The following is a 13,127-nucleotide window of genomic DNA, read 5'->3' on the forward strand; positions in this document are numbered from 1 at the left end:
CGTCACAGCACTTTGACCGCGCGACCAATCGCCTGAATCGGCCCGGTCGGTTTACCGATCGGCGAGCCATTGGCGCCTTCCAGCGTCAGCTCGAACAGCTGATTCGGTTGCAGCGGCGGCAGCTTGTCCAGAGGCACCGACAGCGCCTCGCCCGGTTTGACCAGCCCCAGCGACACCGGCCCTTGCCAGCCGTCAGCCTTGGTCCAGAACTCCAGCGCCTTGTCCGCCGGCACTTCGACCACGCCCAGCGGGATCAACTGAATTTCCCGTGGATTACTGGCCTGAATCACCCAGCCTGGCGCCTTGTCCTGCGGCGCGACCAGCACCACCAGATAATTCGGCTTCGGCGTGGTCTGCGTCAGCAGGATCGAGCCCAAAACCAATGTGGCGACCAAGCCGGCCGCACTCAGCCCGCGCCACAGCGGCAGCAGATTCCACCACGAGGTTGACGGCGCAGCCGGCGCTTTTTGCGCGAACCGCTCGACACTGCGCTCGATGCGCGGCCACAAGTGCGGCGAAGGCTGCTGCGTCCCGGCAAATTCGGTCAGGTCGAGCAAGCGTCGCTCCCAGGCAGCCACCGCCGCTTGCAATTCGGGGTCGTGGGGCAAGCGCTGTTGCAGCGCTTCACGCTCCGGCGCCGACAGGGTGCCGAGCACGTATTCACTGGCCAGTTCATCACGTTCCTGCGCCGATTCAGTGGTCATCCCATGCACTCCCGCAAAGCGTTGAGGCTGCGTTTGATCCAGGCTTTGACCGTGCCCAGCGGCGTGTCCAGGCGCGCGGAAATCTGTGCATGACTGTAGCCGTCGACATAGGCGTGGAGAATGCAGCTTCGCCGCTGCGGGTCGAGTTGTTCCAGACAACGATGGATCCGCGCCGAATGGCCCTGCACATCGAAGGCGTCCTCGTCAGGCACGGCATCGTGCTCTTCGTTGAACGGCGTCTCCCGGCTTTGATCACGCAGCTGGTTCAACGCCAGATGCCGGGTCACGCTGAACATCCAGCCGCGCGCTGAACCGCGCGCCGGATCAAATTGCGCCGCACCGTTCCAGATCTTGATAAACGCCTCATGCACGATGTCTTCGGCCAGCGCCGCGTCACGTACCAGTCGTTTGGCAACGCCGAGCAGGCGCGGGCCTTCCTGCACGTACAAATCGCGCAGGGCCGACTGCTCGCCGCGGGCACAGGCAGCGAGACGGGCTTCGTAATCAAACACCGGTTCAGGCAAAGACATGGGGTGCAATCTAGCTCACATTCCGCAAACATCCAGACAACCCGGGTGTCCCTGTGGACGCCTGTGTGGGAGGGGGCTTGCTCCCGAAGGCGCTGTGTCAGTGAACGAGAGGGTGGCTGACACACCGCCTTCGGGAGCAAGCCCCCTCCCACAAGGAAGATTTGTGCGGGATCGGGAAATCAGTTCGCCGCCCAGAAAATGTAGTCGGCCTGATACTTCACCACTTCCTGCTTGCCCTTGTTCGCTGCCGTGCATTCGCTGCCTGGCGCTACGCCGCCCTTGAGCGCGACACGCTGGATGTAGCTCACGCCACTCATCGCGCCTTTGCCTTCAGCGGGGTTGGCCTTGACCAGTTGATAGGGCAGGTTGCCCGGGCTCGACGGGGCGACTGCCAGTTGCGTGCCGGTGACTTTCGAACCGTCCTTGGCCTGCCAGGTGGCGGGCGGGCCGAAGTAGGTGCCGACCTGCTTGCCGCTGCGATCATTGAGCACCGCTTTAGGGCCGACGAAAGTCCATTCGGTCTGCCCGGCCGCGTTGGGCTTGTCGCGGCATTCGTAAGTGATCTCGCCGACGCCAGTGGTTTCCAGGGCGATCTTGTGACCGTCCGGGACTTTGATTGCGTCGGGGTAACTGCTTTGGGCGAAGGTTGTCGAGGACAGGGCGAGCAAACCGGTGAGGCCAATCAGTTGAGTGATGTTCATCAGTGTTATCTCCGAAAGGGGTAGACGGCTGACAGCCGAAGAGGGCTGTTACAGGGACTACCCGTGGCGGAGGCATTTGGATGCAGTGCCCGACAAATATTGTTCAATCTCTGCAAATCAAAACTGTGGGAGCGAGCTTGCTCGCGAATGCGTAGTGTCAGTCGACTCATTTATATCTGAACCACCGCTTTCGCGAGCAAGCTCGCTCCCACAGGGGGCTTCAGCGGGCTTGAGGCCGGAGGCTTTCAGCAGTTCCTGGGTATAGGGATGCTGCGGTGCGGCAAAAATCTCCCGCGACGAGCCCTGTTCCACCACCTTGCCATCCTTGATCACCATCAAGTCATGGGCCAGCGCATGCACCACCGCCAGGTCATGGCTGATAAACAGATACGTCAGTCCATGCTTGATCTGCAATTGCCGCAACAAGTCCACCACTTGTTTCTGCACCGTGCGATCCAGCGCCGAGGTCGGCTCGTCGAGCAGGATCAGCGCCGGCTCCAGCACCAGTGCGCGGGCGATGGAGATGCGCTGGCGTTGGCCGCCGGAGAATTCGTGGGGATAGCGATGGCGACTCTTGGGGTCGAGGCCGACTTCCTCCAGCACGCGAATCACCGCTGCTTCGCGCTCGGGCTCGGTGCCGATGCCGTGGGTCAGCAACCCTTCGGCAATGATCTGCTGCACCGACATTCGCGGGCTCAGGCTGCCGAACGGGTCCTGGAACACCACCTGAATCTGCCGCCGTAATGGTCGCATCAAGCGTTGATTGAGCAGGCTCAACTGCTTGTTGCCGAAGCGGATATCGCCCTCGGATTCCACCAGCCGCAGGATCGCCTGGCCCAGCGTCGATTTGCCCGAACCGGACTCGCCGACAATCCCCAGGGTCTTGCCGCGTTGCAAGCGGAAACTGACCCCGTCCACCGCTTTGATGTACGCCTGCGAACGACTGAACAGAGCCTTGGGCAGGGGAAACCAGACCTTCAGATCATCGACTTCCAGCAGGTTGTGCTGGTACGGACTCGGCACCGGTGCACCGCTCGGCTCAGCCTCGATCAGCAAGCGGCTGTAAGGGTGCTGCGGCGCGCGAAACAGCGTCTCGCAGTCGGCCTGTTCGACGATTTCGCCGTGGCGCATCACGCACACCCGTTGCGCGATGCGCCGCACCAGATTGAGATCATGACTGATCAGCAGCATCGACATGCCGAGCCGCTGTTGCAGCTCGATCAGCAGCTCGAGAATCTTCTGCTGCACGGTGACGTCCAGCGCCGTGGTCGGCTCATCGGCGATCAGCAGTTCCGGCTCATTGGCCAGCGCCATCGCAATCATCACCCGTTGCCGCTGACCGCCGGAGAGCTGATGCGGGTAGGCTTTCAAGCGCTGTAGAGGTTGGCGAATGCCCACCAGTTCGAGCAATTCCAAAGTGCGCTCACGGGCGGCGCGGCCCTTGAGGCCCTTGTGAATCTCCAGCACTTCGCTGACCTGTCGTTCCACGGTGTGCAGTGGATTGAGCGAGGTCATCGGCTCCTGGAAAATCATCGCAATCCGGTTACCGCGCAAACCGCGCATCTGCTGCTCGCTGGCGTCCAGCAAGTTCACCCCGTTGTAAGCAATCGAACCGCTGCTGCTGACGGTTTTCCCCGGCAACAGGCGCAAAATCGAATGTGCCGTGACCGACTTGCCTGAGCCGGACTCACCGACCAGCGCCAGGCATTCGCCGCGGCGGATATCGAGGTTCAAACCGTGCACCACCGTCTGTTCGCCAAAGGCAACACGCAGGTCGCGGATCTCGATCAAATTGTTTTGCATGTCAGCTCCTTGGATCAAGATCGTGGATCAAACGCATCTCGGCAAGCCTCACCGATGAATACCAATAAGGACAAAATCAGCGCCAAGGCAAAAAACGCCGTCAGCCCCAGCCACGGCGCCTGCAGATTGCGCTTGGCCTGGCCGATCAGTTCGCCCAGCGAGGCGGTCCCGGCCGGCATGCCGAAACCGAGGAAGTCCAGAGCGGTGAGGGTGGCGATGGCGCCGGTCAGAATGAACGGCAAGTAGGTCAGGGTGGAGGTCATCGCGTTGGGCAGGATGTGCCGGCACATCAGCTCACTGTCGGTCAGGCCCAGCGCCCGCGCGGCTTTGACGTATTCCAGATTGCGTCCACGCAGGAACTCGGCGCGCACCACATCCACCAGCGCCAGCCAGGAAAACAGCGCCATGATCCCCAGCAGCCACCAGAAACTCGGCGAGACAAACCCGGACAAGATGATCAGCAGATACAGCACCGGCAGTCCCGACCAGATCTCCAGCACCCGTTGCCCAAGCAAATCGACCCAGCCGCCGTAATAACCCTGCAACGCCCCGGCAACGATGCCGACCAACGCACTGATGCCGGTGAGGATCAGCGCAAACAGAATCGAAATTCGTGTGCCGAAAATCACCCGCGCCAACACGTCCCGGGCCTGATCGTCGGTGCCCAGCCAATTGCTCGAAGAGGGTGGGCTGGGTGCCGGTTCAGTCAGGTCGTAATTGACCGTGTCGTAGCTGAACGGGATCGGCGGAAACAGCATCCAGCCGCCCTGATCCTCGATCAGCGAGTGCACGTAAGCGCTGGCGTAATCCGGCTGGAACGGCAGCTCGCCGCCGAAATCGGTTTCCAGGTAATCGCTGAGGATCGGGAAGTACCAAGCGTCGTGGTAGCGGATCAGCAGCGGCTTGTCGTTGGCGATCAGTTCGCCACCGAGGCAGATCAGGCACAGCCCGAGGAACAGCCACAACGACCAGCGCCCACGGCGATTGGCCTTGAACTGCGCGACCCGGCGCTGACCCAGAGGAGAGAGTGTGAACATCAGGCAGTCCTCGCCGAGAAGTCGATGCGCGGGTCGAGCAGGGTGTAGCTGAGGTCGCCGATCAGCTTGATCAACAGGCCGAACAGGGTGAACAGGAACAACGCGCCGAACACCACCGGGTAGTCGCGCGACACCGCCGCCTCGTAACTCATGCGTCCGAGGCCGTCGAGGTTGAAGATGGTTTCGATCAGCAAGGAACCGGCGAAAAACACCTCGATCAGCGCCGAGGGCACTCCGGCCACCACCAACAGCATGGCGTTGCGAAATACGTGGCCGTAAAGCACGCGGCGCTCGGTCAGACCCTTGGCCCGCGCTGTGATCACGTACTGGCGGCTGATCTCGTTGAGAAAGCTGTTTTTGGTGAGGATGGTCAGGGTGGCGAACCCACCGATCACCAGCGCCGTGACCGGCAGCACCAGGTGCCAGAGGTAGTCGCCGATCTTGCCCAATGTGCCGAGGCTGTCGAAGTTATCCGACACCAGGCCCTGCACCGGAAACCAGTTGACATAGCTGCCGCCGGCGAACACCACGATCAGCAGAATCGCAAACAGAAACGCCGGCATCGCGTAGCCGATGATGATCGCCGTGCTGCTCCAGACATCGAATGCGCTGCCGTTCCTGATCGCTTTGCGGATGCCCAGCGGAATTGAAATCAGGTAGGTGATCAGCGTTGCCCACAGGCCGAGCGACAACGACACCGGCAGCTTCTGCACGATCAGATCGGTGACCTTGGCGCCGCGAAAAAAACTGCTGCCCAGATCCAGCTGTGCGTAGTTTTTCAGCATCAGCCACAGGCGTTCGTGCATCGGTTTGTCGAAGCCGTAGTGGTGTTTGATTTCCTCGATCAGCGCCGGATCGAGGCCGCGGCTGCTGCGCCCGGCACCGCCAACCGCGGCGACTTCACCGCCGCCGCCCATGCTGTGTCCGCCGAAACCTTGCAGGCGCGCAATGGCTTGCTCCACCGGGCCGCCCGGCGCGGCCTGCACAATCAGGAAATTGACCACCAGAATGCACAGCAGCGTGGGGATGATCAGCAGCAAGCGTCGACTCAGATAGCGCAGCATGTCACTGGCCCCCCGCGAGCTGGGTGTGCATCTGTTGCGTGGTCAACGGCTTGGCCGAGACCTCCCACCAGGTGTTGAGGCCTTCGTCGTACGCCGGTTGCACCGGCGGCATGCCGAAGCGGTTCTGATACACCGTCGGCGTGCCTTTGGAGTAGTAGTTGGGAATCATGTAGTAACCCCATTGCAGCACCCGGTCGAGGGCGCGAGCGTAATGCACCATGGCGTCGCGGGTGTCGGCCTTGACCAGCCCGTCAATCAGTTGATCGACCGCCGGGTTGGCCAACACCATCGAGTTCGAACTGCCGACTTGCGTGGCACTTTGCGAGGCGTACAGGCTGTACAGCTCGCGGCCGGGGGAGACGATCGGATCGCCACTGCGTGGAAAACTGGTGACGATCATGTCGTAGTCGCGGGCATTGAGCCGATTGACGTATTGCGCCGAGTCGATGCGGCGCAGATTGAGGGTGATGCCGATCTGCGCGAGGGTGCGTTTGAACGGCAACAGCATGCGATCAAAACCGCCCTGACCGTCGAGGAAGGTGAATTCCAGCGGTTCACCGGCGGCGTTGAGCAGCCGATTGTTGTGCGGCGTCCAGCCGGCCTCGGCGAGCAGCTTCAGGGCTTGCAACTGCTTGTCGCGGATGTAGCCGCTGCCGTCGGTTTTCGGCGCCTGAAACACCGTGGTGAACACCTCGTCGGGAATCTGCCCGCGCAACGGTTCGAGGATCTTCAGTTCCTCGGCGTCAGGCAGGGCGGTCGCGGCCATTTCACTCTTCGGCCAGTAGCTGTTCTGGCGCAAGTAGAAGCCGCGCATCATCTGCTTGTTGGTCCATTCGAAATCCCACAGCAGGCTGATCGCCTGACGCACGCGGCGATCCTGAAAAATCGGGTTTTGCAGGTTGAACACGAAGCCTTGGGCCGCCGTCGGTTTTTCCGGGGCGAGGATCGCCTGTTGCAAGCGCCCGTCACGCAGCGCCGGACTGTCGTAGCCCACCACGTAGCCGGACGAGGAAAACTCGCGGTTGTAGTCGAACGCCCCGGCTTGCAACAGCTGGCGGGCGACGTCGGTGTCGCCGTAGAAATTCACCGTGAGCGTGTCGAAGTTGTACATCCCGCGACTGACCGGCAGGTCTTTGCCCCACCAGTCCGGGTCGCGCTGGAAACTGATGCTGCGCCCCGCGTCGACCTTGCTCACCCGATACGGGCCGCTGCCCAGCGGTGGCTCGAAGCCGCCGCCGTTGGCGAAATCGCGAGTCTGCCACCAGTGCTCGGGTACCACGCGCAGGGTCGCCAGGTCCAGCGCGAGGGTGCGGTTGAGGTTGTTCTTGAAGGTGAAACGAATCTGCTGCGGATTCTCGATCAGCACCTCCTGCACATCGGCGTATTGCTGGCGATAGCTCAGGCTGCCCTTGGTCATCAGCAGGTTGAAGGTGTAGCGCACGTCCTCGGCGGTGATCGGCGTGCCGTCGGCGAAGCAGGCCTTGGGGTTGAGGGTGAAGCGTACCCAAAGGCCTTCGGGATCGCGTTCCATCTGTTGCGCGACCAGACCGTAAACGGTGTAGGGCTCGTCGAGCGAACGGAACGCCAGAGGCGCATACACCCAGTCGTTGACCTGCACCACGGAAATGCCTTGATCGGCATACGGAGTGATGTAGTTGTACTGGCCGATTTCCATCGACGCGCGACTGAGCGAACCACCCTTGGGCGCGTGCGGATCGACGAAATCGAAATGCTCGAAACCCGCCGGATACTTCGGCGCCTCGCCGTATACCGTCATTGCATAGCTACCGGCGGCCATTGCCGGCACGGCGGCGCAGAGCAAAACGCCGCCGAGCAGCAGGCCTGCCATGTTGCGCATGAATCTCATGAAGTTTTTCCTCTAAGCCCGAAAACTCACTGGCAACGCTGAAAACTGTGGCGAGGGAGCTTGCTCCCGCTGGGCTGCGAAGCAGCCCCAAAAAATCGGATTAACCCTGCAGATTTTTGTGAGTGCTGCGCACTCAAGCGGGAGCAAGCTCCCTCGCCACAAAGGTTTGCATTCACCCGGTGTCGCGGTGTTTTGTGCCTTAGAAGTGATACGTCATGCGCGCAAACAGCGTGCGGCCCAGCGGGTCGGTGTAGCGCGGGTCATAGCCGCTCTGGAAGTTGTAGGCCTGGTTGGTGAAAGGCGGGTTGCGGTCGAACATGTTCTTCATTCCCGCATCCACGTCCAGCACCTTGTTGAAGGTGTAGCCGGCCGACAGGTCCCACACCGAATACGACGCGACGCGCGCATGGGTATCGCGGTCGTAGTCGTTGTAGCCGGTGGTGAAGCGGTTGGTCAGCGACGCGCGAGCCGCGCCGAAGGTCCAGCTGCCGGTGAGGTTGTGTTTCCAGCGCGCGATCACCCCATCCCCTTCGAAGTCGCCGACCTTATCGGTGAATGGGCCCTTGATGGTGCTCTGAAAGTCGTAACTGTCGACGTAGGTGCCTTGCAGCCCCAGACCGAACTGGCCGTAAGGGGTGTTCGGGAAGCGGTAGTCAAGCGATACATCGACACCGTTGGTCTCGACGATGCCGAGGTTGGCGTTGCCGGTGACGATGTAGTTAAGCGTGCCGTCGGCGTTGCGCACGAAGCGATCCGGGTAGCTGCCGGCCTGATCGAACACGGTGGATTCGGGGAACGGCTGGATCTGGTTGGAAATGTGAATCCACCAGAAATCCAGACCCACCGACAGGTTACTGACCGGTTGGTAGACGAAGCCCAGCGTCACGTTGCGCGCCTTCTCCGGGGCCAGATCTTCGTTGCCGCCGATCTGGTTGAGGAACTGCTGGCCGCAATCGCGCCCGCCGTTGCCGCCCGGTTGCACCACGCCACCGGTACACAGCACCGGGTCGTTGTAGTAGCCCTGGGTGTAAGTGATGCTGCGCGGCGAATACAGCTCGTAGAGTGACGGCGCACGGAAGCCTTCACTGTACGCGCCGCGCACCACCAGCTCTTTGAGCGGCTGATAACGGAACGAATATTTCGGGTTGGTGGTGCTGCCGAAGTCGCTGTATTTGTCGTGGCGCACGGCGGCGGACAGTTCGAGGCTGTCGAGCACCGGTACGTTGATTTCTGCGTAGGCAGCTTTGACGCTGCGGTCGCCTTCGACACTGCCGTTGGGGTCGATGCCGAGGCTCTGGATGTCACCGGCAAACTGTTCGAAGTCCTGGTGGAATTTCTCTTTGCGGTACTCGCCACCCAGTGCCAGACCGGAAGGGCCGGCACCGAACCAGTCACCGATCTCGCGGCTGATGCGTCCGTCAAAACCGGCCACGCGGCCGACAGCGGTGGAGTAGGCGCCGTGGTACATGGCCTGGTCGATGTACTGCTGACCGGCGGCGGATTGCGGGCCGAACGGGTTGAGCAGACCGCTGGCCAGGCCGTTGATCATCGCCTGATCGCTGACATATCCACTGGTGACGCTGGAGACGATTTTGTTCTGGTTGTACGAGGCGCCGACGTTGTAATCCCAGCCGCCGACCAGACCGTCGAAGCTCAGCAGAAAGCGCTGACTGGTGTTCTGGTCTTTCGATTCACGCGGGCCGGCAGCAGTCTCGCGCCAGTTGACATCGACCGGTTGCGTCGGGTCGAGGGCGAAGCCGGTCGGGCCGGGCGTGATGCCGTTGCCGGGGTAGTAGGGCGACGAGGAATCCAGGCTCAGGCCAGTGAGCGGTGCCGGGCCGACCGCCGTGGCGTTGTTGTTGCGCGACCAGAAGTATTCGAGGTTGACGTTGTGGTCATCCGCCAGCTTGCCGGTGGTCTTGCCGAAGAACGACGTCTTTTCGGTTTGCGGAATCAGGTCGATGTATTCGCGGGTGCTGAAGCGGCACAAACCGTCGCGCGCCACCAGATTGGGGCCGTTGCAATTGCTGTTGGCCAACGGGTTGGTGGCATTGCCGTTCTGGCTGTAGTTGCCGGGGAACGCGGTGCCGGAGGTCTGATCCAGACCACGGCCGGGCACATAGTCGCGGGCGAAGGAGCGGTCGTTGGCGTCGAGGTTCTGCTGCTTGTTGTAGTTGAACACGCCGAGCACGTTGAAGCGGTCTTGTTCCAGATCGCCATAGCCCCAGCTGGCGCTCATGTCTTTGGTGGCACCGCCGCCGCTGTGGGTCGGGGTTTCGCCACCAAGGGTCAACTGGCCGTCGGTCATGGATTTCTTGGTGATGAAGTTGATCACGCCGCCGATGGCGTCGGTGCCGTAGAGGGCCGACGCGCCGTCGCGCAGGACCTCCACGCGCTCGATGGCGGCAAACGGGATCATGTTCAGATCCACCGCGCCGCCGGCCGAGTTGGTGCCGGACAAGGCATTGTTGGCCAGGCGTCGACCGTTGAGCAGCACCAGGGTCTTGTTCGCGCCGATGCCGCGCATGTCGGCAAACGAAGCGCCACCGGTGGCGGCGCCGACCGAACCGGCGCTGTTGTTGATCGACTGGCTGCCGGTGATCCGCTGCACCAGTTCGGCAGTGGTGGTCACGCCCTGTTTGCGCAGCTCATCGGCCTTGAGAATGGTGATCGGCACCGCCGTTTCCGCATCGACCCGGCGAATCGCCGAACCGGTCACTTCCACCCGTTGCAGTTGCGTGGTCGGCGCCACCACCGCTGCCGCAGCGGGCACGGCCGCGTTGTCATCCTCGGCGGCTTGCACAGTCCCGGCACCCATCCCCATGGCCACCAGATACAACGGAACAAAACGGTGACGAGAGATCGTGGCCACCAAAGGTTTGAGCGTAAAGCGTGGAGTGTTCATCAGCATGGTTGTTTCCGACTTTATTAGACGTTATCGAAATGGCCTTGTGAGCCCTGATTGCGCAGGTCACGGGGGTGCCGCGCCGCGAAAAACCACTTTCTTCAAGCAAGCCGATCCCCTCCGAACACGCGTTGCGTTTTTTCGGTCGGCTGATTGCGACGGGATTCTTCAGCGATGCCGGGCGCGCTTCTCAACGCGCGCCCGGCATCGCACTCAGTGGGTGGTCATCACCGAAATCTTGCTGATGCCCGAGCGCTCGATGGACGCCATGGCCTTGGCCACCTGGCCGTAATTGACGTTGGCGTCGGCCTGCAGCTGCACGCGCACTTCGGCGTCCTTGGCCTTGACCTCCTTGAGGCTGGCTTCCAGCGATTCCGGCGCCAGTTCGGTTTTTGCCAGATAGAACTTGCCGTCCTGATCGACGCTGACCACCACCGGGTCTTTCTTCTCGGCGGGGGCGACGGCGTCGGTTTTCGGCAGGTTGACCTTGATCGCATTGGTCATCAGCGGCGCGGTGACGATGAACACCACCAGCAGCACGAGCATCACGTCCACCAGCGGCGTGACGTTCATTTCGCTGAGCACTTCATCGCTGTCTTGCGTGGAAAAGGACATCAGCTGGCCTCCCGCACGGCGGCTGTGGTTTTGCTGGCGATGGCCTGACGGCTGATGGAAAACGCGCTGCGTGAAGCGAGGGCGTCGAAGTCGTGGGCGAAGTCATCCATGTCCGCCGAGGCGAGTTTCAACCGGCGCAGGAAGAAGTTGTAAATCAGCACCGCCGGAACCGCGACGGCGATCCCCACGCCAGTGGCGATCAGTGCATGGCCGATGGGGCCGGCGACCGCCTCAAGGCTGGCCGAACCGGTTTCGCCAATGCTTTGCAGGGCTTCCATGATTCCCCACACGGTGCCGAACAGACCAATGAACGGCGCGGTGCTGCCGATACTGGCGAGGATCGCCTGACCGTTTTCCAGGGAGCGGCGTTCTTTCTGGATCTGCTGGCGCAGGTTGCGCTCCAGACGATCGGAACGGTTGATGGTGTGCGCCAGTTGTTGCGTGGTACGCGGCGATTCTTCCACCAGCAACGCTTCGAAACCGCTGCTGGCGATGCGCGCCAGCGAGCCCGGATACTGGCTGGCGTGTTCGGCGGCGGTGAGCAGGTCCGGCGCGCCCCAGAAGGCTTTGCTGAACTGTTTGTTCTGGGCTTTCTGGCGCAGGTACTGCGCCGACTTGACCAGCAGGATTGCCCAGCTGACCACGGAAAACAGCACCAGGCCCCAGAGCACACCGGGGACAATCATCGAAGACAGTGAAGAGTTCATGGCTACACCTCGCTTGCATTAAGTCGGTTATGAGTTGGGGTTGCCGTTATTGCGGCAATTTGAAATCGATGGTCTGGGTGGCGAAGCCGTCAATCGGCGTATCACCGCGCTTGGCCGGAATGAACTTCCAGTTCTTCACTGCCGCGACGGCGGCGTCATCCAGTTGCGGCTTGCCGCTGGACTTGGTCACCGTGACCGAACCGGCGCGACCGTTGGCCAGCACCTGAATGCGCAGCACCACGCTGCCTTCCCAATTGCGCCGCAGCGCCAGCGACGGGTACTCCGGCGGCGGGTTGCCGAGGCTGGCGAGACCGGAAATCGCTGCCGATTCCTTGACCGGGCCGGGCGCGGCGGCAGGGGCCGGTGGCGCGCTTGGTGTCGCCGGCGCAGCGGGAGCGGCCGGTTGTGCCGGGGCAGGCGGAGCTTTCGGCGGCTCGACTTTCTTCACCGGTTTGGGCTTTTCGAGCGGCTTCGGCTTCTCCACCGGTTTGGGCGGTGGCTTGACCGCGTCTTCGTCTTCCACCGGTTGTTCAGGCTCCGGAGGTGGAGGGGGTGGCGGTGGTGGCTCCGGCGTGGGCGGCGCAGGCGGTGTCGGGCTGCTCAGCTCGACAGTCATTTCCGGGATCTGCGGCGGTGTCGGGAGGGGCTCGGGTCGAGTCTGCTGGAGAAACCACCAGGCGCCGCCGTGTATCAGCGCCGACACCCCCACCAGCAACAGCATCTGCTGTTTATTCAACCCGCCGGGTTGCGACGTGTTGGCTGCGAAAACCGGCCTGTCCGGTGGCGGCGGGATTGGCGCTTCCCGTAACGGCCCCGGCAGGGTTCTGTGCTTTACCGCATCGTTCATTAAAGCTCCCTCGGGTTGATGAAGGGCAATAAGGTGCCGTCCGAACAATTGGTTGATGTTCGAGTGGGTGGGTGAAACTTTCTTTTGGGTGTACGCAAGCCGATAGTTGAACTATCTATTGAAAAGAGCTTGCTTACAGTTACTGGCTTAGAGCCATCGACTTCGAGTGTTCATTAGCCATTCCCTGGTTGTTCTTGTGCTTTATGTAGGAGCGGCCCGAGCCTTCGGCAGCTCCTACAGTTGATTACTCAAATTTTGTTTTGCAACCGCTGTGCCAAATGTTGCGGAAATGTACAGCGGTTATTTCATGGCTGTTACCCGTGTCGCATTTATATAAGTTTTACTGG

11 protein-coding genes are annotated in these 13,127 nt (G+C 61.8%); all 11 read right to left on the reverse strand.

Annotated elements, in window-relative coordinates; genetic code table 11:
* Positions 1–2 precede the first annotated feature (2 nt).
* The 11 genes from ACVHNU_RS06485 to ACVHNU_RS06535 all read right to left on the reverse strand — a co-directional run bounded on the left by ACVHNU_RS06485 (position 3) and on the right by ACVHNU_RS06535 (position 12,780).
* On the reverse strand, positions 3–704 hold the full coding sequence (locus ACVHNU_RS06485; RefSeq protein ID WP_473019249.1) for an anti-sigma factor: 702 nt from the start codon (positions 702–704) through the stop codon (positions 3–5).
* Positions 701–1,234: a sigma-70 family RNA polymerase sigma factor gene (locus ACVHNU_RS06490; protein WP_262142614.1), complete on the reverse strand. Its 534-nt coding sequence runs from the start codon at positions 1,232–1,234 to the stop codon at positions 701–703. The genes ACVHNU_RS06485 and ACVHNU_RS06490 overlap by 4 nt, the downstream gene beginning before the upstream one ends.
* Before the next feature lie 179 nt (positions 1,235–1,413).
* Positions 1,414–1,935 (reverse strand): DUF3455 domain-containing protein, encoded by a 522-nt coding sequence (locus ACVHNU_RS06495; protein ID WP_110721270.1) that lies wholly within the window; start codon positions 1,933–1,935, stop codon positions 1,414–1,416.
* A 117-nt stretch (positions 1,936–2,052) separates the two neighbouring features.
* Positions 2,053–3,738, reverse strand: a complete 1,686-nt coding sequence (locus ACVHNU_RS06500) for an ABC transporter ATP-binding protein (protein WP_473019251.1) — start codon at positions 3,736–3,738, stop codon at positions 2,053–2,055.
* A 14-nt stretch (positions 3,739–3,752) separates the two neighbouring features.
* Positions 3,753–4,775, reverse strand: a complete 1,023-nt coding sequence (locus tag ACVHNU_RS06505) for an ABC transporter permease (protein ID WP_473019252.1) — start codon at positions 4,773–4,775, stop codon at positions 3,753–3,755.
* A complete protein-coding gene (locus tag ACVHNU_RS06510) occupies positions 4,775–5,839 on the reverse strand; it encodes a microcin C ABC transporter permease YejB (RefSeq protein ID WP_262142612.1) in 1,065 nt (354 codons plus the stop codon). Before ACVHNU_RS06510 ends, ACVHNU_RS06505 begins: the two co-directional genes overlap by 1 nt.
* A 1-nt stretch (position 5,840) precedes the next feature.
* Positions 5,841–7,706 carry an extracellular solute-binding protein gene (locus ACVHNU_RS06515; RefSeq protein WP_473019253.1) on the reverse strand — a complete coding sequence of 622 codons (1,866 nt, stop codon included), beginning with the start codon at positions 7,704–7,706 and terminating at the stop codon, positions 5,841–5,843.
* A gap of 199 nt (positions 7,707–7,905) precedes the next feature.
* The gene (locus ACVHNU_RS06520) at positions 7,906–10,617 is read right to left on the reverse strand and encodes a TonB-dependent receptor (protein WP_003223572.1); all 2,712 of its coding nucleotides are present in this window, start codon (positions 10,615–10,617) and stop codon (positions 7,906–7,908) included.
* A gap of 207 nt (positions 10,618–10,824) precedes the next feature.
* On the reverse strand, positions 10,825–11,226 hold the full coding sequence (locus tag ACVHNU_RS06525; protein WP_003223575.1) for an ExbD/TolR family protein: 402 nt from the start codon (positions 11,224–11,226) through the stop codon (positions 10,825–10,827).
* Positions 11,226–11,933 (reverse strand): MotA/TolQ/ExbB proton channel family protein, encoded by a 708-nt coding sequence (locus tag ACVHNU_RS06530; RefSeq protein WP_003223576.1) that lies wholly within the window; start codon positions 11,931–11,933, stop codon positions 11,226–11,228. The genes ACVHNU_RS06525 and ACVHNU_RS06530 overlap by 1 nt, the downstream gene beginning before the upstream one ends.
* Before the next feature lie 46 nt (positions 11,934–11,979).
* Positions 11,980–12,780 (reverse strand): energy transducer TonB, encoded by an 801-nt coding sequence (locus ACVHNU_RS06535; RefSeq protein ID WP_473019255.1) that lies wholly within the window; start codon positions 12,778–12,780, stop codon positions 11,980–11,982.
* Positions 12,781–13,127: the final 347 nt, after the last annotated feature.

It is taken from the genome of Pseudomonas sp. Ors-4-3C, from assembly GCF_055755035.1.